The sequence below is a fragment of the Marinococcus halophilus genome (assembly GCF_002265875.1).
Lineage (GTDB): Bacteria > Bacillota > Bacilli > Bacillales > Marinococcaceae > Marinococcus > Marinococcus halophilus.
The window spans coordinates 159,848-182,184 of record NZ_NPFA01000003.1 but is presented as its reverse complement, the minus strand read 5'-3'; the positions used below and the strand labels follow the sequence as shown (position 1 = coordinate 182,184).

20 protein-coding genes, 1 other RNA gene and 1 other annotated feature are annotated in these 22,337 nt (G+C 47.0%); of the genes, 18 read left to right on the top strand and 3 right to left on the bottom strand.

Annotated features, from left to right (window positions below):
• The first annotated feature begins 21 nt into the window (after positions 1 to 21).
• The 11 genes from yajC to aspS all read left to right on the top strand — a co-directional run bounded on the left by yajC (position 22) and on the right by aspS (position 12,829).
• Positions 22 to 273 carry a preprotein translocase subunit YajC gene (gene yajC, locus CHL76_RS04860; RefSeq protein ID WP_261763944.1) on the top strand — a complete coding sequence of 84 codons (252 nt, stop codon included), beginning with the start codon at positions 22 to 24 and terminating at the stop codon, positions 271 to 273.
• A gap of 114 nt (positions 274 to 387) precedes the next feature.
• A complete protein-coding gene (locus tag CHL76_RS04855) occupies positions 388 to 708 on the top strand; it encodes a post-transcriptional regulator (RefSeq protein WP_158219070.1) in 321 nt (106 codons plus the stop codon).
• 159 nt (positions 709 to 867) lie between these two features.
• Positions 868 to 2,169 carry a protein translocase subunit SecD gene (gene secD / locus CHL76_RS17175; RefSeq protein WP_179124140.1) on the top strand — a complete coding sequence of 434 codons (1,302 nt, stop codon included), beginning with the start codon at positions 868 to 870 and terminating at the stop codon, positions 2,167 to 2,169.
• A complete protein-coding gene (gene secF, locus CHL76_RS17170) occupies positions 2,159 to 3,106 on the top strand; it encodes a protein translocase subunit SecF (RefSeq protein WP_186807343.1) in 948 nt (315 codons plus the stop codon). Before secD ends, secF begins: the two co-directional genes overlap by 11 nt.
• Positions 3,107 to 3,205: 99 nt before the next feature.
• A complete protein-coding gene (locus CHL76_RS04845) occupies positions 3,206 to 3,526 on the top strand; it encodes a LapA family protein (protein WP_094907998.1) in 321 nt (106 codons plus the stop codon).
• A 164-nt stretch (positions 3,527 to 3,690) separates the two neighbouring features.
• Positions 3,691 to 6,054, top strand: a complete 2,364-nt coding sequence (gene recJ / locus CHL76_RS04840; RefSeq protein WP_094907997.1) for a single-stranded-DNA-specific exonuclease RecJ — start codon at positions 3,691 to 3,693, stop codon at positions 6,052 to 6,054.
• A complete protein-coding gene (locus CHL76_RS04835) occupies positions 6,044 to 6,565 on the top strand; it encodes an adenine phosphoribosyltransferase (protein ID WP_079476907.1) in 522 nt (173 codons plus the stop codon). The genes recJ and CHL76_RS04835 overlap by 11 nt, the downstream gene beginning before the upstream one ends.
• 198 nt (positions 6,566 to 6,763) lie before the next feature.
• Positions 6,764 to 8,944 carry a RelA/SpoT family protein gene (locus CHL76_RS04830; protein WP_079476906.1) on the top strand — a complete coding sequence of 727 codons (2,181 nt, stop codon included), beginning with the start codon at positions 6,764 to 6,766 and terminating at the stop codon, positions 8,942 to 8,944.
• A gap of 29 nt (positions 8,945 to 8,973) precedes the next feature.
• The gene (dtd, locus tag CHL76_RS04825; RefSeq protein ID WP_094907996.1) at positions 8,974 to 9,432 is read left to right on the top strand and encodes a D-aminoacyl-tRNA deacylase; all 459 of its coding nucleotides are present in this window, start codon (positions 8,974 to 8,976) and stop codon (positions 9,430 to 9,432) included.
• 43 nt (positions 9,433 to 9,475) lie between these two features.
• Positions 9,476 to 9,701: a binding site (T-box leader), on the top strand.
• A 60-nt stretch (positions 9,702 to 9,761) separates the two neighbouring features.
• Entirely contained in the window at positions 9,762 to 11,045 is a 1,284-nt protein-coding gene (gene hisS / locus CHL76_RS04820; protein ID WP_094907995.1) for a histidine--tRNA ligase, read from the top strand.
• Entirely contained in the window at positions 11,042 to 12,829 is a 1,788-nt protein-coding gene (aspS, locus tag CHL76_RS04815; RefSeq protein WP_094907994.1) for an aspartate--tRNA ligase, read from the top strand. Before hisS ends, aspS begins: the two co-directional genes overlap by 4 nt.
• A gap of 3 nt (positions 12,830 to 12,832) precedes the next feature.
• On the opposite strand, the gene CHL76_RS04810 is transcribed toward aspS, so the two are convergent.
• A complete protein-coding gene (locus CHL76_RS04810) occupies positions 12,833 to 13,123 on the bottom strand; it encodes a hypothetical protein (RefSeq protein WP_079476902.1) in 291 nt (96 codons plus the stop codon).
• A 100-nt stretch (positions 13,124 to 13,223) separates the two neighbouring features.
• On the opposite strand from CHL76_RS04810, the gene ssrS reads away from it, so the two are divergent.
• Both ssrS and CHL76_RS16815 read left to right on the top strand, forming a co-directional pair.
• A non-coding RNA gene (gene ssrS, locus CHL76_RS04805) (6S RNA) lies at positions 13,224 to 13,406 on the top strand.
• Positions 13,407 to 13,529: 123 nt separating this feature from the next.
• Complete coding sequence (locus CHL76_RS16815; RefSeq protein ID WP_143747438.1) at positions 13,530 to 15,713, top strand: ATP-binding protein; 2,184 nt, start codon at positions 13,530 to 13,532, stop codon at positions 15,711 to 15,713.
• Positions 15,714 to 15,785: 72 nt separating this feature from the next.
• Here the strand turns inward: CHL76_RS16815 and CHL76_RS04785 are convergent, their stop codons facing one another.
• Positions 15,786 to 17,069: a replication-associated recombination protein A gene (locus CHL76_RS04785; protein WP_079476900.1), complete on the bottom strand. Its 1,284-nt coding sequence runs from the start codon at positions 17,067 to 17,069 to the stop codon at positions 15,786 to 15,788.
• A gap of 221 nt (positions 17,070 to 17,290) precedes the next feature.
• On the opposite strand from CHL76_RS04785, the gene cymR reads away from it, so the two are divergent.
• Positions 17,291 to 17,710 carry a cysteine metabolism transcriptional regulator CymR gene (gene cymR, locus CHL76_RS04780; protein ID WP_027847299.1) on the top strand — a complete coding sequence of 140 codons (420 nt, stop codon included), beginning with the start codon at positions 17,291 to 17,293 and terminating at the stop codon, positions 17,708 to 17,710.
• Between the two features lie 93 nt (positions 17,711 to 17,803).
• Entirely contained in the window at positions 17,804 to 18,526 is a 723-nt protein-coding gene (locus tag CHL76_RS04775; RefSeq protein WP_094907993.1) for a hypothetical protein, read from the top strand.
• Positions 18,527 to 18,563: 37 nt separating this feature from the next.
• Here CHL76_RS04775 and CHL76_RS04770 read toward each other — a convergent pair whose 3' ends face one another.
• Positions 18,564 to 19,163, bottom strand: coding sequence for a hypothetical protein (locus CHL76_RS04770; RefSeq protein WP_094907992.1), 600 nt, complete (start codon positions 19,161 to 19,163; stop codon positions 18,564 to 18,566).
• A 161-nt stretch (positions 19,164 to 19,324) separates the two neighbouring features.
• On the opposite strand from CHL76_RS04770, the gene CHL76_RS04765 reads away from it, so the two are divergent.
• The 3 genes from CHL76_RS04765 to CHL76_RS04755 all read left to right on the top strand — a co-directional run bounded on the left by CHL76_RS04765 (position 19,325) and on the right by CHL76_RS04755 (position 22,336).
• On the top strand, positions 19,325 to 20,479 hold the full coding sequence (locus tag CHL76_RS04765) for a cysteine desulfurase family protein (RefSeq protein WP_079476897.1): 1,155 nt from the start codon (positions 19,325 to 19,327) through the stop codon (positions 20,477 to 20,479).
• The gene (mnmA, locus tag CHL76_RS04760) at positions 20,476 to 21,573 is read left to right on the top strand and encodes a tRNA 2-thiouridine(34) synthase MnmA (RefSeq protein ID WP_094907991.1); all 1,098 of its coding nucleotides are present in this window, start codon (positions 20,476 to 20,478) and stop codon (positions 21,571 to 21,573) included. Before CHL76_RS04765 ends, mnmA begins: the two co-directional genes overlap by 4 nt.
• A 100-nt stretch (positions 21,574 to 21,673) precedes the next feature.
• A complete protein-coding gene (locus tag CHL76_RS04755; RefSeq protein ID WP_079476895.1) occupies positions 21,674 to 22,336 on the top strand; it encodes a tetratricopeptide repeat protein in 663 nt (220 codons plus the stop codon).
• Position 22,337: the final 1 nt, after the last annotated feature.

Sequence of the window (22,337 nt, the reverse complement as noted above, 5' to 3'; positions counted from 1 at the left end):
AATGGGACAAGGGGTGAAACAGTGAGTACAATTATTGTATTGGTTTTGATGTTTCTCATATTCTATTTCCTTTTAATTCGTCCGCAGCAAAAGCAGCAGAAACGGATCAAGGAAATGCATGCAAATCTGCAGAAGGGTGACCATATCGTTACTATTGGCGGTATACACGGCACCATTGATGCTATTGATGAAAACAAAATCATCGTGGACGTAGACGGCAGCATGAAATTAACGTTTGACCGGAACGCGGTCCGCGAAACAGTAAATGAATAGTTGGTATAGAATGTAATTCCCGTTTGTGAGTAAACGGGAATTTTTTCATCCTGTGAGAAAAGTTTGTTTGCCACATCTTCATGGTTCAGTATAATGAAAAGCAGGAGGTGCTCTATGGAAAAAGAATGGGAAGAATGGAAACCAGTTGTTTATCCTGCCCTTGAAAGCAAAGTGAAGGAATTTGAAAGCCTCGGCTATAAGAACATACATATCAATGAAATCTGGGAAATGAGCATACGCCAAATGAAGAAGCACCAGGATGCGCCGGCGTTGCATACAATTGTGCAAACAATCCTCCACATGAAAGCGCACGACTACATGCAACAGAAAACCATTGAGTCATATAAACGAATAGAGGAAAAGAAAAACTATGATGACGCTTTGGAGGATATACTGGCGCAGGTCAGTGGAAATGTAGCAGAAAAGGTCGATTGACATTTAATTCTGCGCATACGTATAATTGCTCTTGTTTGAAAAGCTTAGAGCGGCGTATACAGGGACCTGGAACCAGACGGAAAACTCCGTGCTGGTTTATTTATGGGAGCAGCGGCGTCACGACAACGGCGGATTGAAGCACGGAAGGATGAACCTGTAATGGTAAAGAAATCGCGGATAGTTTATTTCTTTTTAATTATTTTTGCGCTGGCGGCGTTAATGATACCGACCACGGAAAAAATTGTGAACGGTATTGAACTCGGACTTGATCTTCAAGGTGGATTTGAAGTGCTCTATGAAGTGGAGCCGCAGGAAGAAGGACAGGAAATCACAGATGAAACTCTTCAGAATACGGTTGCTGCGTTGACGCAGCGGGTGAACATTTTAGGTGTATCTGAGCCGAATATAACTATTGAAGGGGATAACCGTATACGCGTTCAGCTCGCAGGGGTCGAAGACCAGCAGGCTGCACGGGAGCTGCTTTCCACAGAAGCCGACCTGAGCATTAGGGACGTGGACGATAACGAGCGGCTGTCCGGAAATGATATTCGGGAAAACAGTGCTTCGGTAAACTTCGGCGACGCAAATAACCCTATTGTCACCGTTTCTTTAAAAGATGGGGATCAGTTTGGCGAAGTAACAGAAAATATCATTAACGAGTATTCCCCTCCAAATAATAGGCTGGTGATCTGGCTTGATTATGAAGAGGGAGATTCCTACGAAGAAGAAGCAACGAAGGAAGATCCAAAATTTATTTCTGCCCCCGCAGTAAATGAACCGCTGTATACCCAGGATATTCAGATTGAAGGGGACTTTAGCGTAGAAGAGGCAGAAAATCTTGCGGACATTTTGAATTCAGGCTCGCTTCCTGTAAACCTCGAAGAAGTATATTCGAACTCGGTGGGTGCTTCCTTGGGTGAACAGGCGATGGATAAAACCATTTTTGCGACGTTCATCGGCGTTGGGCTTATTTTCTTATTCATGCTCGTGTATTATCGTTTCACCGGCTTTATCGCTGTGTTAACACTCACCACCTACATTTATTTCGTTCTGGCCGCATTTAACTTTATCCAGGGCGTGCTGACGCTTCCGGGTATAGCGGCTCTTGTTCTCGGGGTCGGTATGGCTGTAGACGCGAACATTATCACATATGAACGGATTAAAGAAGAAATCAAGTACGGCAGGTCTATCTTATCTGCATATCGTTCAGGAGCCAGGCGGTCTCTTGGTACGATTATCGACGCAAACGTCACCACTCTGATTGCCGCCGGTGTGCTTTTCTACTTCGGCACAAGCTCGGTGCAGGGCTTTGCCCTAATGCTGATTGTGAGCATTCTGGTAAGCTTTATTACGGCGGTGCTCGGTACGAGGCTGCTGCTCGGCCTGTGGGTGAACAGCCGGATTTTTAATAAAAAACCGAAAGTGTTTGGCGTAAAGGAGCGTGACATCCATGAACCTTAATAACAGCAAAAAGGTCTTAAAACGGGTGATTCCTTTTGTCAAATTCCGGAACGTCTTTTTTCTGATTACACTTGCATATATTCTTGCCGGGGGTATTTTGTTATCTACAATCGGATTGAATCTGGGTATCGACTTTCAAAGCGGGTCCAGAGTAGAAATTTCAGCACAGGAGCCGTTAACCGAAGAACAGGTGCGCTCGGATTTTGAAGCGGTGGAAGCAAATTTGGAACCGGACGATATCACCCTTGGCGGAGAAAATAATACAATTGCTTCCGCCCGTTTTATCGGGGAGCTTTCCCAGGAAGAGATTGCAGCACTGCAGACGTATTTTGAAGATGAATACGGAAGCATTCCAAATACAAGCACCGTCTCCCCCCAAGTAGGCCAGGAGCTTGCGCAGAATGCGTTCATATCTGTGCTGATTGCTTCGCTCGGTCTGGTGATCTATATTACTATCCGGTTTCAGTTATTATACGGCATCGCTTCGATCGCTGCTTTGCTTCACGATGCGTTCTTCATCATTGGCTTTTTCAGCCTGCTCCAGGTGGAAGTGAATGTGCCGTTTATTGCAGCAGTACTCACGATCGTAGGGTATTCCATTAACGATACGATTGTAACGTTTGACCGGATCCGGGAGAACATGCCGCCGACAGAAGAAATCGAATCGTTTGAAGATCTTGCAGAAGTGGTGGATGTAAGCCTGAACCAGACGCTGGTGCGTTCCATCAATACTGTCTTAACAGTAGTGTTCGCAGCCGCAGCGCTGTTTATCTTTGGCGGTGAAGGTATACATTCGTTTTCTCTGGCCCTCCTGATCGGCCTGGTTGCCGGAACGTATTCCTCCATATTCCTGGCTGCCCAACTGTGGGTGGTCTGGAACTGGAAAAAAATCAAACGTGAGCGGGAAAAGGCTCCGACAGAAGAACCAGAATCTTAACAGGAAAGCTTCCCTTATGAAAGGGAGGCTTTTTATGGTTATTGTTGCAATTATACGGGTATAATAAAGGAGAAAACAGATTGTGAAAGGAGTGAAAAAATGAAAGCACAAACAGGTTTAATCATGGGACTTATTCTAGCACTTATTATCGCTGTTTTTGCCGTGATTAATGTAAATAGTGTAGAAGTGAATTTGTTGTTTGGAACAGGTGAATGGCCGCTGATCATTGTGATTTTGGTTTCTGTATTACTTGGGGCAATGGTGGCAGGATTTCTTAGTATGTTCCGTATTTATAAGCTGAAAGCAGAAGTACGGCGCCTGCGGAAAGCTACGAACGACAATAGTGCTTCTGTCGGTTCAAGAACAGCCGGGACGGCACATGAAAATGACAATAAAGGAAAATCCAGCCGTTCATCGTAAGTGAAATAATTTTTTGCTTCTTTTCCCGTGCACGGGAGAAGAAGCTTTTTTAATAAGTCATGGAGCAGATAAAATGGCTTTTATCCCGTAAGTATTTTCGGTACAATAGTGAGTGCAGAGAATGATCGTTTGAAACGTTAAAGCAGGAAAAGAGGAAGAGAATTATGCTGCAGTCACGAACAAGGTGGCACCAGCCCGAAGTAGACGAACATCTTGCAGAACAGCTCAAAAAGGAACTGAATGTAAGTGTTCTATCTGCCAGGCTGCTTGCTGCAAGAGGATTTGAATCAGCAGAGAAAGTGCGGCAGATGATCCAGAATGACTGGTCTATTGTACATAACCCGTATTTGCTTGATGGAATGGAAAATGCTGTCCGCCGTATTCAGCAGGCGGTGGAAAATAAAGAACGAATTCTTGTCTTTGGCGACTATGACGCAGACGGAGTATCCAGTACTACAATCATGATCCGGCTGTTATCCGAATTGGGAGCTTCGTTTGGCTGGTATATCCCGAACCGGTTTACGGAAGGGTACGGGCCGAACGTTCCCGCTTTTCAATCTGCCCACGATGAAGGGGCGTCTCTCATCATCACCGTAGATACAGGTATTGCAGCTGTTAAAGAAATCCAGACTGCCAACGATTTAGGCATGGATGTTATTATTACTGACCACCATGAACCTCCGCCGGAGCTTCCGCCCGCATACGCGATTATCAATCCGAAAAAGCCAGGCTGCGGCTACCCGTTTAAAGAACTGGCCGGAGTTGGCGTCGCTTATAAACTGGCCCATGCCCTTCTTCCCGAGGAGCCTGTGCACTGGCTCGATATTGTCACACTTGGCACCATCAGCGATCTTGTGCCGCTCGTGGAAGAAAACCGTCTTTTCGTGCAGCATGGGCTGAAGCTTTTAACAAACAGTAAACTTCCCGGTATTCAGGCGTTAAAGCGAATATGCAGTATTGAAGGGGAGCAGCTTGAAGAAGACCACGTCGGCTTTGCGATGGGGCCGCGTTTAAACGCGGCAGGGCGCATGGAAGAAGCGGACCCTGCTGTTCATCTGCTGACCGCAGGTACGCTCGACGAGGCAGAGTCGTGGGCAGAAATGATCGATGACTTGAACAATGAACGCAAATCGCTTGTTGAAAGCATAACTAAGGAAGCGGTAGAGGAAGTAGAATCAAACTATCCGGTAGAAGAAAATCCATTCATTATAGCAGCCGGAGAAGGATGGAATGCCGGAGTGATTGGCATTGTGGCGAGCCGCCTGGTGGAACGGTATTACCGCCCGGTAATTGTCATAAGTATTGACACGGCAACCGGGGAAGCCAAGGGGTCGGCAAGAAGCATCGAAGGCTTCGATATGTTTCAGGAGCTTTCTAAAAATCGTGACCTGCTCCAAAAATTCGGCGGTCACCCTATGGCTGCAGGGATGTCTCTGGATCCGGCTAATATCAACGCATTGAGAGCCCGTATGGCCTCCCAGGTAGAAGAAACACTGAGTCGTGAGCTGCTGGTCCCGGCGACGAATATTGACGTGCACGTTTCGGTAAGTGATATTACAATTGATGCGGTTGAAGATTTGCGGAGTCTTGCGCCATTTGGCGTTGGTAATCCAAAGCCAGTTTTCCGGATTGAAAAAACGCTTCTCGAGTCAGTGAAAACGATAGGAGCCTCGAAGAATCATTTAAAAATGGCGCTTGCAGCCGGTGGGAAAAAACTTGATTGTGTTGGGTTTCATCTCGGCTATTTATCAGAAAGTTTGGCAGAAAACGAAGAGGTTTCTGTCGTGGGGGAACTGAGTATCAATGAATGGAACGGCTTTCGGAAACCTCAATTATTTTTGAGAGATGCGAAGGTGGAGCAGATTCAGGTATTTGACCGCAGAAAGGAAAAAAAGATTTCGTTTCCGGATAATAAAGATACGGCGGTTATTGCTTTTACAGAGGAGCAGAGGCAGACTCTGGCAAAATCCGCAGGAGAAGCTGCTATTCTTAACGGCGCTGATACGGAAGGGGAAGCGCATAGCGCGGTCACTGTAGTGATAGCGGACATGCCAGCTTCTCTCAATGAGCTTAAGCAGGCGCTTGCTTTCTTTCCTAAGGCAGCAAATATTTATGTTTATTTACTGGGCAGAGAAAAGGCCTACTTTCATTCGATGCCTTCAAGAGAACAGTTCAAATGGTATTATGCTTTTCTGAAAAAGCGTGGTTCATTTGATCTGAACAATCAGGGAAGGCAGCTGGCAGAGCACAAGCAGTGGAAAACAGAAGATCTGTTTTTTATGAGCCAAGTGTTTTTTGAATTAGGTTTTGTTAGAATGAAAGATGCAGTTGTCTCGGCAGAAGAGAAGCCTGCGAAAAAGGATTTAACCGATTCCCTTTCCTACCAGGAAAAGATGGAGGCAAGAAATGTTGAACAGGAATTAATGTTCACTCCGTTCTCGCAATTAAAAAAACGGATTCTTTCCTGGCTGCCGGAGAAGGACGAAACTATATTAGATGTAAGGAAGAAGGTAAACCATGGACTTTAAAGATTACATAACAGTGATCGAAGATTTTCCGGAAGAAGGCATTCGATTTAAAGATATTACAACCATGATGCAGAACGGGCCTGTATACCGGGAGGCGATTGACAACATGGTGGAGTTTGCCGGAAAACATGATGTCGATGTAATTGTCGGACCGGAAGCCCGGGGGTTCGTTGTCGGCTGCCCAGTGGCATATGCAATGGAGAAAGCATTTGTTCCAATACGCAAAGAAGGAAAACTGCCGCGGGAAACCATTACGGAAGATTACGGTCTCGAATACGGAGAAGCGAGTCTGTCGATTCATACAGACGCTATTAAGCCTGGCCAGCGGGTGCTCATTACTGATGATCTGCTTGCTACTGGCGGCACTGTGAGAGCTACTGTGCAATTGGTGGAAAAGCTGGGAGGAGTCGTAGCAGGCCTCGCTTTTTTCATTGAGCTCTCCTATTTGGATGCAAGAAATAACAAAGATTTAAATGATTATAGTATTTATTCGTTAGTAACTTTTGACTAATAATAATCCTGTTTTAAGCCCCCCGGCCAATCAGTGGTTCGGGGGTTATTATTATACATAGAGGATTTGGCACAGAAAAAAGCTTGAGGCTTGAAAATAGAGCCAATTAGCGTTATATTTCTTCATATTCAGATATTTATGTCCGGTACATGAAACGTGTATTTATTATAAGGTGGAAAGGTGAGTAAGGGTGATTCCATGACGATTGATGAAGTAATGGAAAAAGCGGGCGTTTATTTATCCGAAGCGAATGTCGCTTTTTTGGATAAAGCTTATCATTATGCAGAAAAAGCCCATCAGGAACAGTACCGGAAGTCAGGCGAGCCTTATATCCTGCACCCTATTCAGGTAGCTGGTATTTTAATAGAACTGCAGTTGGATCCTGATACGATCGCGGCTGCTTTTATGCATGATGTGGTTGAAGATACAGAAGTGACCGTCGAAGACCTCGAACGGGAATTTAACAGTGAAGTTGCCATGCTCGTAGATGGCGTCACGAAGCTGAAAAAAATTAAATACAAATCGAAGGAACAGCAGCAGGCAGAAAACCACCGTAAAATGGTAGTAGCAATGGCCAAAGATATCCGGGTGATTCTTATTAAGCTTGCAGACCGCCTGCATAACATGCGGACACTGAAGCACCTTCCACCGGAAAAACAGCGCCGCATTTCGAATGAAACGCTGGAAATTTTTGCTCCACTTGCTCATCGGCTAGGTATTTCCACCATAAAATGGGAGCTGGAGGATACGGCTCTACGCTACCTCGAGCCCCAGCAGTATTACCGGATCGTGAATTTAATGAAACAAAAGCGCGCCGAACGGGAAGAATACATTGATCAGGTAATTGATAACATTCAGGAAAACGTAAACGATTTAAGAATAAATGCCGAAATGTATGGGCGGCCAAAGCACATCTACAGCATTTACCGAAAAATGGTGAAAGATAAAAAGCAGTTTAATGAAATTTATGATCTGCTGGCTGTACGTATTATCGTTGACAGTATTAAAGACTGCTATGCTGTGCTTGGGATTATCCATACCTGTTGGAAGCCGATGCCGGGCCGGTTCAAAGACTATATTGCCATGCCGAAGGCAAATATGTATCAGTCTCTTCACACGACCGTCATCGGGCCGAACGGCGAACCTCTTGAGGTGCAGATCCGCTCCAGGGAAATGCATCGTATCGCTGAATTTGGTGTAGCAGCACACTGGGCGTATAAAGAAGGTAAAGACGCCCAGAACAAAAAGTCGCTTGAAGACAAGCTCACCTGGTTTCGTGAAATTCTGGAATGGCAGGATGATACACCGGACGCCCAGGAGTTCATGGAGTCGCTTAAGATTGATTTGTTTTCCGACATGGTATTTGTATTTACGCCGAAGGGAGACGTCATTGAACTGCCGAGGGGCTCGGTCCCTATTGACTTTGCCTACCGGATTCATACGGAAATCGGCAATCGGTCAATCGGGGCAAAGGTAAATGGAAAAATGGTTCCGCTTGATCACGAATTAACGACCGGCGATATTGTAGAGATGCTTACATCCAAGCATTCCTATGGTCCAAGCCAGGACTGGCTGAAGCTGACCAAAAGCTCTCATGCCAAAAATAAAATTAAGCAGTTTTTCAAAAAAGAACGGCGCGAAGAAAACATTCAAAAAGGCCGGGAAATGGTGGAGCGCGAACTGCGGGCTCAAAACTATGAACCCAAAGATATATTGAACGAAGAAAACCGGCAGGAAACGGCCGACAAATTCAGCTTTTCCAATGACGAAGACATGTTTGCGGCAGTAGGGTATAATGGTGTCAGCCCAAAGCAAATTGTCACCAGGCTGACCGACCGGGCCCGTCAAGAGCGGGAGCAGGCCGCCGAGCAAAAATCGGTAGCTGAAGCCGTCAAAGACGTACAGCCGGCAACGCCGACGAGAAAAACCGGCGCCGGAGTAAGAGTAAAAGGCGTCGATAATCTTCTCGTGCGCCTGTCGCGATGCTGTAACCCGGTGCCGGGCGATGAAATCGTAGGCTTTATTACGAAAGGCCGGGGCGTCTCTGTACACCGGAGCGACTGCCCCAATATTAAAAATGAAGATTCGGAACCGCGTCTATTATCTGTGGAATGGGAAGGCGCGGCAGAGAAATCGAAAAACTACAATGTAGATATCGAAGTGACCGGCTATGACCGGCGGGGGCTGTTAAATGCTGTTCTGCAGGCGGTCACGGAAACGAAAACTAACATGAGCGCCGTCAGCGGCAAAGCAGATAAAAACAAAATGGCTATTATTCACGTAACAGTAAATATCAGCAACACCGATCACTTGCGCCGGGTCGTGGATAAAATTAAGGGGCTCCCCGATATTTATTCTGTACGCCGGGTGATGCATTAACGTTTGCGGGAGAGAAAGGGTCGTTCAACGTGAGGATAGTACTGCAGCGAAGCAAAGAGGCGGCGTGCCGCGTCGATGGAAAAGTGACTGGAGAAATATCTGCAGGCCTGGTGCTTTTTGTAGGCATCCACGGCGAGGATACAGAGAAGGAGCTTGAGTGGATGGCAGAGAAGGTGAGTAATCTCCGCGTGTTTGAGGACGAAGCGGGGAAAATGAACCGTTCTGTACTCGATGAGGGAGGCCTTGTACTATCCATTCCTCAGTTTACGCTGTACGGCAATACGCAGAAAGGGCGCCGGCCCAATTTTATGGAAGCTGCCGCGCCGGAGCAGGCTAAAGTGTATTACCGTCGGTTTAACGAACTTCTCGCAGAACAGAATGTGCACGTGGAAACAGGCGTGTTTGGCGCGGACATGGATATATCTCTTACGAATGATGGCCCGGTGACGCTCATACTGGATTCTCCGAAAAGCCAGGGAAATGGTTGACAATCCCCGGGAAGATTCGTAAGATTGTTTTACAGAAGAACAGCAAAAGCCGATGATAAAGAAAGTAAACAGCGCGGCAGACTGCCAGAGAAGAAGGGCCTGAGGCTGGAAGCCCCTCTCTTTCTCCCCTGTTGAAAGACACTTTGTAGGTTTTATTTCGAATGCTGCCGAGCAGCCGGTAGGAATAAACGTGCGCCTTCGTTACAGGCATAAAGCGGAAACGAGTGTCGTTTCAATTAGGGTGGCAACGCGGATCAACCGTCCCTCATGATTCATGAGGGGCGGTTTTTTTATGTGGAAAGACTGAAAAGATAAAGGGAGGAAAGAGCATGGCTTATCGAATTCCAAGAGGAACCCAGGATATACTGCCGGGTGATTCGGAAAAATGGCAGTTTATTGAACAAAGAATCGACGATATCTGCAGCCGGTTCAACTACAGTGAAATAAGAACTCCAATTTTTGAACAAACTGAGCTGTTTGCGAGGGGTGTCGGGGATTCTACGGACATAGTACAAAAAGAAATGTATACGTTCGAAGATAAAGGCGGAAGACAGCTGACACTCCGTCCTGAAAACACAGCTTCAATCGTTCGTTCTTACGTGGAGAACAAAATGTATGGCTGGGCCGGACAGCCGGTGAAGTTATATTACACCGGGCCGATGTTCCGCTACGAGCGCCCGCAGTCCGGAAGGATGCGGCAGTTTGTACAGTTCGGTGTAGAAGCAATCGGAAGCGCGGATCCTGCGATTGATGCAGAAGTTATCGGTCTTGCGATGCAGTTTTATGAAGAAATGAACCTTAAGGGCCTAAAGTTGGTGGTGAACAGCCTTGGGGATAAAGAAAGCCGGAAGGCTCACCGGGAAGCACTGGTATCTCATTTTGAACCACGGATCGGGGAATTCTGCAGTGATTGCCAGGAGCGCCTGCACACTAACCCACTCCGGATCCTGGACTGCAAAAAGGATAAAGACCATCCACTGATGGTGGACGCCCCTTCCATTCTTGAGCATTTGAATGAAGAATCAAGCAGCTATTTTGACCAGGTTAAAACAATGCTTGATGAAATGGGCATTCCTTATGAGGTGGACGCGAACCTTGTACGAGGACTGGATTATTACACCCATACAGCCTTCGAAATTATGATTGAGGGAGAAGGTTTTGGAGCAATTACAACGCTAATGGGCGGAGGCCGCTACAACGGGCTGATCGGAGATATTGGCGGGCCGGATACGCCGGGCATCGGTTTTGCCCTTAGCATTGAACGGCTGCTGATGGCACTCGACACACAGAATGTAGAGCTCCCTGCAGAAAAAAATCTGGACTGCTACATTGTTGCCCTGGGAGAGGAAGCTAAAAAACGTTCTGTATCCCTGGTACATGAGCTTCGGAGAGCAGGAATCAAAGCTGATAAGGATTATATGGACCGGAAAACAAAAGCCCAGTTTAAAGCGGCAGACCGTACAAACAGTACATTCACTGTAGTAATCGGCGACGATGAACTAGAAGCAGAAGCAGTCAACATTAAAAATATGGAGACCGGCGCGCAGGAAGAAGTGCCGCTGTCTGCTTTTATTACTACTATGCAGAAACGCACAAGGAGGAAGGCACAATGATAGGACGGACGCATTATTGCGGAGACATTCAAGAAGCGCTGATAGGCGAAAAAGTACGATTGAAGGGATGGGCCCAGACCCGCCGGGATTTGGGACAGGTCGTTTTTATTGATCTCAGGGACCGCTCAGGAATTGTGCAGATAGTAGCGACCCCTGAACAGTCCAAGGAAGCACTGAACGCAGCGGAAAGGGTCCGCAACGAATATGTGCTCGACGTAGAAGGAATTGTCGTTCAACGTGACGAGGAAACGTACAATGAAAAAATTCCGACTGGGAAGGTAGAAGTGCGTGTTGATGAGCTTTCGATTATGAATGCCTCGAAGCCGCTGCCGTTTCAGATCGAAGCAGACACTAACGTTTCTGAAGACGTCCGGCTCCGCTACCGCTACCTTGATCTCCGCCGCCCGGACATGCAGGAAACGTTCAAGCTCCGTCACCAGGCGACAAAGTTTATCCGCCGTTTTCTGGATGATCATGACTTTTTCGACATGGAGACACCGATGCTTACCAAAAGCACGCCTGAAGGGGCAAGAGACTACCTGGTGCCAAGCCGGGTTCACCCCGGGGAGTTTTATGCTCTGCCACAGTCTCCTCAATTGTTTAAACAGCTGTTAATGGTTTCAGGTTTTGAACGTTATTACCAGATTGTGCGCTGTTTCCGTGATGAGGATTTGCGGGCCGACCGGCAGCCGGAGTTTACCCAGGTGGATATTGAGACAGCTTTTCTGGATACAGAGGATCTCTTTTCGATGATGGAAACAATGATGGCCGGATTGGTAAAGGAAACACGTGGAGTAGACATTGAAACGCCCTTCCCGCGTATGACATACTATGAAGCGATGAACCGCTACGGCTCTGACAAGCCGGAAACCAGGTTTGGCATGGAGCTTGTAGAGCTGACTGAAATCTTAAAGGATAGTGATTTTAAAGTATTTAAAAATGCCGCGGCTTCGGGAGGCATTATTAAAGGGCTGAATGTTAAAGGCGTGGCCAATAAAATGTCCCGGAAGGAAATTGATGACCTGGCAGAGTTTGTGGCCGCTTACGGGGCTAAAGGGCTTGCCTGGCTGAAGGTAGAGGAAAACGAGCTCAAAGGGCCAGTCGCGAAGTTTTTAAGCGAAGAGGAAACAGCGTCGCTTCGGGAAGCGCTGGGGGCGGAAGCAGAAGATCTTCTATTCTTTGGAGCAGACACCCACCAGGTGGTCTGGGATTCCCTTGGTGCTCTGCGCCTGAAATTTGGAAAAGAGCTGGATATGATCGACCGCAGCAAGTTTAATTTCCTGTGGGTCACAGAGTTTCCATTGATGGAATACAACAAGGACGAAGACCGCTATGTAGCTATGCACCATCCGTTTACACGACCGGTGGAAGGCGACGCCCACCTGCTTGAGACAAAACCAGAAGACATTCGGGCAGAGGCATACGACCTTGTCTTGAACGGATACGAAATTGGCGGGGGATCGCAGCGCATTTATGAAAAAGAGCTGCAGGAAAGAATGTTTACGGCTCTTGGATTTAATAAGGAAGAAGCGAAAGAACAGTTCGATTTTCTTATGGAAGCCTTTGATTACGGTGCACCACCACACGGCGGCATAGCGTTTGGCCTTGACCGGATCGTCATGATTCTTGCAGGCAGAAATAACCTGAGAGATACGATTGCCTTCCCGAAAACGGCCAGCGCCACTGATCCATTAACCCAGGCACCAGGAAAAGTGAGCAGCCGACAGCTCGAGGAGCTGCATCTCAAACTTGATGTAGTTGAAGAAGAGGACGAAGACGACTAAAAGCTATAGGTGGTCAAGGCGGTGGAACTGCTCGACAAAAGCTCCGGGGTCTGAATTAATCTGAAAAGTGCGGATGCCCTGTATCGTATGAACATAAAGAAAGCCTATTTTCCCGGGTTCATATCGGTAGGAAACGTCGAGCACTTCTTTAAGAGGATAAGAAATCTCCTGGCCGTAAGCGATATGGTCTTCTTTTAAACAAAGAGGGACTTCCACAGGAATCCGCTTTTTCTGGAAATTTTCAATTACTTGTTCCGTATACGTTGCATTAAGCCGGGCAAGTGTTTCTGACATTGTCTGCTCCTTTTAAGATGCGGCGGGGCACCTTGGAATGATATAGTAACGTTCTTGACCGAATTATACGAAAGTGCTAATATATAATCAAACAATGTGAAGAGTCCTGAGGTGTTCGTGAAGCACTGATCGTTTTGAGCCAACACTTTCACATTGGGAGCCTGACGTCTTGTTCTGGAGTACAAGCCTCAATATTTGAGGAAGTATGAACGAACAAGCAAGGCACCCACCTGCCATGAGCAGGTTCAAAAACAAGTTCGTTTGACGGCACATTGGGACTCTTCCTGTTTTACTTAAATTGTTATGCATCCTCCGGCGCGTGAATAGTGCACCGGAGGTTTTTTACATAAACCCGCCGGGACGGGCAGGCTTTCACGGCAGTAAGAGAAACGCAGGTGAACATACATTGAGGAAGCTCCGCTCTAAACTTTTAGTAATCACTTTAATCATAACAGCGCTTCCGCTGTTAATTTTTGGAGTGGTGTTGTTCGAATCCCAGCGTTCAGAGATGGAATCCCAGCTTGAGGGTTCTTTATTTTCACTGGCCAATAATTTATCGTTAACGATGGAGAGCGTTTTGTCGGAACGAATGAATGATCTGGATATGATGACGATGAATCCTGTTTTGCAGGATGAAAGTGCCTCGCCGTCCGGTATACGTAATGAGCTCGAACAAATGGTGGAAGCAGAAAATTTATATATGGGTATTGTTTACATAGACACAAATGGGGATATTGTTACCTCCACCCGGGACGAAGTAATAGGGAAAAATGTTTCTGACCGCATATGGTACCAAAAAGCGAGAGCAGGGAACCCCACGCTTGAAGAAGCGTTTATAGACCCAATCTTAAAGCAGCCGATTATTCCCTTGGCAGCTCCGGTAGAAAACGATGCAGGCAGCGTGACCGCTGTAATCTCTCCTTCCATCAATGAAAATGCGCTATGGGAAGTGCTCTGGCAGCGTTTAAATAAAATGGGAGAACACGAGCGTTTCTCCGGTCAGGCCTTTGTAGTTAATAACGAAGGGGAATACATTGCCTATCCTAATTCGGGCTATGTGCTTGAAGAAAGCTTCCTCGATGAGCAGGGCATGGAAGAGAATTCTATTAAAGAGCTGAGCACCAGCCAGGAAGATCAGCTGATTGAGCATGGAAACGATGTCTCTGTGATCACTCCTGTAGAGAATGTAGGCAGTCTGGCAAACGAATGGTATGTCGGCTATACGGTGCCCAAAAGCGGATTTTATGCAAACCTCCGGCAGCTTATCTACAGTTATCTGTTTGTATTCAGCATTGTTTTAATTATTACGGTATTTGCCGTTTTTAAGCTGTCCAAATACATCGTACATCCTGTTGAACGCCTCGCGGAAGCGACAAGCCGTTTTGCGATTGGTAAAAAGGTATTCCCGCTGCAGGCCAATGCTTACGAAGAGGTGGATGTGCTGACTAATACATTTAACCACATGTCAGAGCAGCTTGAAGAGAGGGAGCGGGGGCACCGCCAGTCTACCATGATTCTGGAAACGACTGATAATGGAGTAATAGCTGTCTCCAGGGATTTCATGAATATTACTACATTTAACGCGATGTGCGAAAAGCTGTTTGGGCTGGACAGGAGAGAAGCCCTTGGTTCTTCTGTCCGCGAGGTGATGCAGAAGTCTGAAGATTTTCGGGAATTTGCGGAGAAAATAGAAGAGAATCACCTGAAAGATATGCAGATTGAAATGAAAGAGATTGTAGTTCCGATCAGTGGAAAAAACCGGACGTTTTTAGTAAATATGACCCCTCTTCCAGCTGTAGATGCCCGGGAATCCTCTGAGGGGATTGTGCTCATATTTAACGATATTACAGAAAAGAAGGATATGGAAAATGAACTTGTCCGCAGTGAAAAACTAAAAATGGTCGGCCAGCTGTCAGCAGGCTTTGCTCATGAAATTAGAAACCCGCTTACGACGATTAAAGGATTTGTGCAGCTGTTCCGCCAGTCTGCAAATAAAGAAAAGGATATCCAGCATTATGATTTAGTACTAAGCGAAATTGACCGCATGAACAGCATCGTCGAAGATTTGCTCGGCCTTGCCAGGCCAACGCGCGCTGGCGACGAACACAGTATTCAGGTAAACAGCCTGCTTGAAGAGCTGCTGGAGCTGTACAGCCAGCAGGCGGTAAAAAACAAAACGTTTATTTATACTAATTTTGATGATATTCCTGAAATAATCGGAGACCGGAAGAAATTATCGCAAGTGTTTGTCAACCTGATTAAAAATGGCCTGGAAGCAATGCCGGATGGAGGTGTGCTGCGGGTGGAGACTTTTATGGAATGGGGTAAAGAACCTTATTTCGAGGTGAAAATTAAAGATACCGGCAGCGGCATGAGTGAAGAACAGCTGGAGAAAATCGGCAGTCCTTTTTATACAACCAAATCAAACGGGACCGGTCTTGGGATGATGACAGTCTTTCAACTTGTGGAAGATTTTAAAGGAACGCTGGAGGTGGATTCTGCTCCCGGTGCCGGAACAGCTTTTAATTTAAGGCTTCCGGCCCAGCTGGCCGGAGAAGCAACGGACAATGACAGCCAGAATGTAAATTAAAGACGCCTCGGATGGGGCGTCTTTTTTAAGTGCAGTAATGGGTTGTAAAAGCGCTGGCGGCATTAAAACAGCTTATGGCTTCCTCCTTGCTGGCTTAATCTGGCGGTAAACGTCAGCCAGGGCTTTCTCAAATTTGCTGTTGTCTTTCGGCTCATAATACTGGTCGTTTTTTAATTTATCCGGGAGATACTGCTGCGGCACCCAGCCGCGTTCATCATTGTGAGGGTATTCGTAGCCTTTGCCACGTCCCAGAGCGTCAGCGCCCTTGTAATGTGAATCCCGAAGATGAGGGGGAATGGCTGGCGTGCCTGCTTTTAGCATCGCCTCGCGGGCAGCATCGAGGGCTTTATAAGCGCTGTTTGATTTTGGTGAAAGACATAATTCCACTACGGCATCCGCAAGCGGTATCCGCCCTTCTGGGAAACCTAGCCGTTCGGCGGCTTCGACAGCAGCCAGGGCCCTCGGGCCGGCCTGTGGATTGGCAAGACCGATGTCTTCATAGGCGGTTACAATCAGCCGGCGGCCGATACTGGTTAAATCCCCTGCTTCGATCAGCCTTGCCAAATAATGGAGGGCGCCATCAGGGTCGCTGCCCCGAATGGATTTTTGGAAGGCGGAGAGGACGTCATAGTGGTGATCCCCGTCTTTATCATGGGTAAACCGCTTCTGCTGAATGCATTCCTCGGCGACTGCCTGAGTAATATGGATGATTCCGTTGCTATCGGGCTGGGTGCTGAGTACGGCGAGCTCGAGCGCATTGAGAGCGGCGCGTACGTCTCCTCCGCCTGCTTCTGCCAGGTGCATTTTTGCTTCCTCAGTGATTTCTGTCTTGTACGTTCCCATACCATTCTGCGAGTCAATGAGGCTGCGCTCGATCAACTGCTTCATTTCGGGAACGGACAGAGGCAGCACTTCAAATATATGCGTCCGGCTTCGTATAGCTGGATTAATCGCATGATAGGGGTTAGCAGTAGTGGCGCCGATCATAATAATTAAGCCGCTTTCGAGGTAGGGAAGCAAAAAATCCTGTTTTGTTTTATCGAGCCGGTGTACTTCATCCATAATGACAATCAGCTGGTCGGACATTTTAGCTTCCTGAACAGCAAGCTCCATGTCTTTTTTGTTATTCATGACGGCATTCATTTTTTTGAAGGCAATGTCTGTGCTTCCGGCGATAGCGGAGGCAATGGAAGTTTTCCCTGTACCCGGCGGGCCATATAAAATCATAGAGGAAAGCTTTCTTGTTTCCACCATTCGGGCAATCATTTTTCCTTCCCCGAGAATATGATCCTGGCCAGCTACCTCTTCGATGGAGGCAGGCCGCATCCGGAAGGCGAGAGGTTGTTTGGATGACATGGAGTTTCTCCTTTCGTAAACACTTCACATAGAAATTGTATCATGATTTCTCAGTTATGAGGATGAACAGCGGGCTGCAGGTATGGTATACTGGCATTAATTCCAACTGTTTTTATCAGCATTAGAAACCGTACAGCAGACGGATAAAACTAAGAATCAATCAGCAGGATTACTGAAGACGTAACAGGTACTGACAGGCCTGACAGGAAGGAATGAAGGTATTGAAAATTTCAACTAAAGGCAGATACGGATTGACGATTATGATGGCGCTTGCCAGAAAGCATGGGAGTGGTCCGACGTCCTTAAAATCAATCGCCCGTGACCATAACCTTTCCGAACACTATTTAGAGCAGCTGATTGCTCCGCTTCGAAACGCCAGTCTTGTTAAAAGCGTAAGAGGAGCCTATGGCGGCTACATGCTCTCGAAAGAGCCGGCAGATATTACAGCCGGTGACATTATCCGCGTGCTTGAAGGACCAATCAGCCCAGTCGAAGTTCTCGATGATGAAGAGCCGGCTAAACGGGATTTATGGCTGAAAATCCGGGACGCTGTAAAGGATGTACTCGATAGTACCACGCTTGATTATCTGGCGGAGTATCAGGGAGATGAAGAACAGGAAAACTATATGTTTTATATCTAATCCTTGAAGGTATGACAAGTATACGTGCGAAATCTCCATGCCGCATCTGGCATGGAGATTTCTTATGATAAGAGCTTTAAGGGGGAAGTAACCGTGGCCGTAGAAAATATTATCGTCGTTGTAATTTTTTTACTCATCCAGTTATTTGCAGATAAATTGATATCCTCTGACAAGATCGGCCGTTTTAGTTGGTTGTCATTTTCCGGGGGAGTGGCCGTAGCATTTATTTTTGTATATATACTTCCATATCTGCATGACGAGCAAAGCAAATATGGAGAGAGTTCTTTTCGTGGTCTAACGTTTGAGTCAGAGTTTTATTTGCTCAGCCTGATTGGACTCGTTGTTTACTTTATAATTCATAACTTTGCTGTCCGAGCTTATCATTCAACTGAAAGGGGAGAAGGCCAGTTTTTCTGGATCCAGGTGGCTTTTTTTGCCCTTTACAACAGTATGGTGGCCTATACAGTATTTGGTTCTGATGTAGAAGGCCTTCAGACAGTCTTTTATGGGGTGGCAATTGGCTTGCACTTTATGGCTATTTCGCATGATCTGCACCGGGAAGATGCGGGCCGGTATAGACGGGGAAGATATTATTTGGCAGGAGGTATTTTATTCGGATGGGTATTTGCCATCATATTTACACTGCCGGAAATCGTTCTGGCCATCACGTTTGCGGTCATTGCAGGGGCCATGATATTTAATGTGCTGAAAAAAGAAATGCCGACAGAAGAGTCGGCTCATCTGCCGACCTTTCTATGGGCAGCATTCATCTACACTGTAGTAACAGAAATATTGAAGCTCCTCTTTAATTGGTAAGAAATGCTGCATCTCTGCAGATATACTGGCTATTACATTAAAGGTCGTATTTAAGCGCAAGCTCGGCCGCCCGGAGCCGGGTGTCGACCGTTTGGTCTTCTTCGAGCATTTCCCTGACGGTTTCAATTGCTTTGCCCTTCAGGACCCCGCCGCTGATAAATGCCACATCGAAAATAATTTCATTCAGCACGTCAAGATGATGAGTTAAATCTGTAATGGTTTTTGGTGAACGCAAGGAGGCCTGCAGTTCCTTACTGAAATCATTGCGGTTGAGCGGCTCTTTGTTAAAAAACCAATTGACGGTTTTCTGGTGGGGATAACCGAGCCCTTTTTTTTGATTATCAACGTTTGGTACGTAAATGTATTGTGAAGTGACCGTACAGAAATACACGTCACGGCTATTGTCGTCCGGCACGATGACAAGGTCGTCTATTTTCATCTGGGAAATAAAATTATATACATTAGTGGCGCCTTCATCCATATCAAAACGGGCTAATTCTTTTTTAACTTTTTCGTAACTGAGGCCATTTAAGGATTTGCCGACAGGGTATCCAATGGCGATAAAGTCATATTCTAAAAAATTATGCAGCTGGTTGGTGCCGTTAGGTAAAGGCCGGAGCAGCCAAACATTTTTCACTCACACATCCCGCACTTTCATAAAATAATAGGAAACAAAATATATATTACACGTGATAAGAAAGCATAGGCAAGGAAATAGACAAAAAATCTCCTATTTGTTAATGTAAAAAATAATGTTATTCCGATTACATGTAATAACTCCAGTAGGAGGAGAAAAATATGTCCGCTATATACGCAGACCATGCGGCTACAACACCGCTTCGCCCGGAAGTGGCTGAGGTCATGATCGAGTCTATGCAAGAGCCGGCAGGAAATCCATCGAGCGTCCATCAATATGGGCGCCGGGCGAGAAAGAGACTCGATGCGGCCCGCCGTATGCTGGCCTCATCTATAAGTGCAAGCCCTAAAGAAATCATATGGACGAGTGGAGGAACTGAAAGCAACAACCTGGCACTCCGCGGGTTTATGCACGCCAACCGTGAGAAAGGCAGCCATCTGGTGACAAGTGCCATCGAGCATCACGCTGTTCTGCATACGGCTCAGGCGCTGGAAAAAGAAGGCTTTCAGGTTACCTATGTTGAGCCTGATGAGCAGGGAATCGTTTCGGTGGAAAAGTTGATGGCAGCTGTGACCGACGAAACGATACTTGTTTCATTAATGTATGTAAATAATGAGACTGGGGTTGTCCAGCCCGTGCTTGAAGCTGCTGAAACGCTGGCAGAAAAAGGTATTGCTTTTCATACCGACATGGTGCAAGCATATGGGCAGCTGCCATTTAGCGTGGCAGAGACACCGGTGACGATGGCGACGATGACAGCTCATAAAATCAATGGCCCTGCGGGAGCAGGCTGTTTATTCGTACGCAAGGGCGCAAAGCTCCGCCCGGAACTAACAGGCGGAGAACAGGAAAGAAGGCGCCGGGCAGGTACAGAAAACGTAGCCGCTATCGATGGTTTTGCCAAAGCCGTGGAGCTGCAGATGAATAGTATGCCCGAACGGAGGCAGGAGCTTGAAGTGCTCGGCAAGGCTTTCTTATCCGAGCTCGGACGCAGCGGGGCAGCATACCGGATCAACGGAGAATATGCAGAAAAAAGCCCGCATATTTTAAATATATATTTTCCCGGGATTCAGCTTGAAGCATTTCTTGTGCAAATGGATATGGAGGGCGTAGCTGTTTCAAGCGGGTCGGCCTGCACCGCTGGGACTGTAGAACCGTCTCATGTCCTCGAAGCAATGTACGGAAAAGATGCCCGTATTTATGAATCTGTCCGGTTTAGTTTTGGTTATAAAAACACCGTGGAAGATATGAAAACTGTAGCGCGGGCTGCAGCGAAAATCAGCCGGAAAATGAAAGAAAAGGAGGCTCTGAAATGACTAATGCAGATACAAGAATTGTCGTAGGAATGTCCGGGGGAGTGGATTCTTCTGTCACAGCAGCCCTGTTAAAAGAACAGGGCTATGAAGTGCTCGGTATTTTTATGAAAAATTGGGATGATACAGATGAGTCTGGGATGTGTACGGCGACGGAGGACTACGAAGACGTCATTGCAGTATGCAATCAACTGGATATACCATACTATGCCGTGAATTTTGAAAAAGAATACTGGGATCGGGTTTTTACGTACTTTCTGGAGGAATATAAAGCCGGTCGTACGCCGAACCCTGACGTAATGTGCAACAAAGAAATAAAATTCCGGGCGTTTCTCGATCACGCATTTGACCTCGGTGCCGACTACGTTGCTACCGGCCACTATGCACGAGTGGAACATACGGAAAACGGCACGTATCTGCTGCGCGGCGTAGATAATAACAAAGACCAGACGTATTTTTTGAACCAGTTAAGTGAAGAACAGCTGAGCCGCGTGCTGTTCCCACTCGGAGAGTATGATAAATCCGAAGTCCGGAAAATGGCAGAAGAACGGAGTCTTGAAACGGCTGGAAAAAAAGACAGCACGGGGATCTGCTTTATCGGAGAGCGGAATTTCAAGGATTTCCTGCAGGAGTATCTTCCAGCCCAGCCAGGTAACATGGAAAGTCCGGAGGGTGAGGTGAAAGGCCGTCACGACGGTCTGATGTACTATACACTCGGCCAGCGGCAGGGACTTGGCATCGGCGGCTCCGGGGAGCCGTGGTTCGTCGTCGATAAAGACATGGAGCGCAACGTCTTGATTGTCGGCCAGGGCGGCAATCACGAGCGGCTGTATTCAGAACAGTTGACCGCCTCTGAATCCAACTGGATTCATAAACCGGAAGCCTTTCCGTTTTCATGCACGGCAAAATTCCGGTACCGTCAGAAGGACCAGGGAGTAACCGTTCACCAGAAGGCAGATGGGGAACTTCTTGTAGAGTTTGATGAACCACAGCGGGCAGTCACGCCGGGGCAGGCCGTTGTCTTTTACGACGGCGATGTGTGTCTTGGAGGCGCAACAATAGAAAAAGCCATGATGAAGGAAAGCGTTGCAACATAACGTTTTCCTTTTTCTTGATTCCTCCTGTATGGTGGGAAGGCTTTTCAATCACCCGGGATCGTGAAATAATATAGAAAGAAGATTTGAAAAGGATGATAGTATGGATAAGAATCAGCAGGCGATGGAGCTTTTGCAAAATGGGGATTTTGAAGAAGCGGCCAGGCTTTTGAATGAGCAGATGGAAGCAGAGCCGAATGACCCTGTCGCGTACATAAACTTTGGTAACCTGCTTGCCGAAGCCGGTGAAGACGACAAAGCAATCCGTTTTTTTACGAAGGCACTGCAGATAGACGAAACAGCCGCAACAGCCTATTACGGGGCCGGGAATGTATTGTATAACCGGGAGGAATACGCCGAGGCTATTACAATGTATAAAGGGGCCCAGCAGCAGGGGCTTGAAGACTCGAGCCTGTTTTTCATGCTCGGACTGAGTTATCTGCAGTCCGATCGTCTTCCATATGCGATTGCCAATTTCAAGCGTTCCGTGGAGCTCGATGAATCGGACGCTGAAGCAAGATATTATTATGCACTGTCGCTCGCCCAGCAGGAGGAAGTCGACCAGGCTGAAGCAGAATTTAGAAAAGTGGTGGAGCAGGATCCGGACCATGCCGACGCCCACTATAATCTGGGAGTGGCTGCCCTGTTTAATGAACGGGTGGAAGAAGCGCTCAGCTGCTTCGAGAAAGCACTTGAATCAGAGCCTGAACATGCATTGGCAGAGAACGGCAGACAGCAGGTTCAGCAGCTGCTCGGCGAAAAGTGAG

Excerpts from the sequence above, each read along its gene's own strand:
- CHL76_RS04855 (WP_158219070.1), top strand. The coding sequence starts at position 388 with ATGGAAAAAGAATGGGAAGAATGGAAACCAGTTGTTTATCCTGCCCTT.
- secD (WP_179124140.1), top strand. The coding sequence starts at position 868 with ATGGTAAAGAAATCGCGGATAGTTTATTTCTTTTTAATTATTTTTGCG.
- secF (WP_186807343.1), top strand. The coding sequence starts at position 2,159 with ATGAACCTTAATAACAGCAAAAAGGTCTTAAAACGGGTGATTCCTTTT.
- CHL76_RS04845 (WP_094907998.1), top strand. The coding sequence starts at position 3,206 with ATGAAAGCACAAACAGGTTTAATCATGGGACTTATTCTAGCACTTATT.
- recJ (WP_094907997.1), top strand. The coding sequence starts at position 3,691 with ATGCTGCAGTCACGAACAAGGTGGCACCAGCCCGAAGTAGACGAACAT.
- CHL76_RS04835 (WP_079476907.1), top strand. The coding sequence starts at position 6,044 with ATGGACTTTAAAGATTACATAACAGTGATCGAAGATTTTCCGGAAGAA.
- CHL76_RS04830 (WP_079476906.1), top strand. The coding sequence starts at position 6,764 with ATGACGATTGATGAAGTAATGGAAAAAGCGGGCGTTTATTTATCCGAA.
- hisS (WP_094907995.1), top strand. The coding sequence starts at position 9,762 with ATGGCTTATCGAATTCCAAGAGGAACCCAGGATATACTGCCGGGTGAT.
- aspS (WP_094907994.1), top strand. The coding sequence starts at position 11,042 with ATGATAGGACGGACGCATTATTGCGGAGACATTCAAGAAGCGCTGATA.
- CHL76_RS04810 (WP_079476902.1), bottom strand. The coding sequence starts at position 13,123 with ATGTCAGAAACACTTGCCCGGCTTAATGCAACGTATACGGAACAAGTA.
- CHL76_RS04785 (WP_079476900.1), bottom strand. The coding sequence starts at position 17,069 with ATGTCATCCAAACAACCTCTCGCCTTCCGGATGCGGCCTGCCTCCATC.
- CHL76_RS04765 (WP_079476897.1), top strand. The coding sequence starts at position 19,325 with ATGTCCGCTATATACGCAGACCATGCGGCTACAACACCGCTTCGCCCG.
- mnmA (WP_094907991.1), top strand. The coding sequence starts at position 20,476 with ATGACTAATGCAGATACAAGAATTGTCGTAGGAATGTCCGGGGGAGTG.
- CHL76_RS04755 (WP_079476895.1), top strand. The coding sequence starts at position 21,674 with ATGGATAAGAATCAGCAGGCGATGGAGCTTTTGCAAAATGGGGATTTT.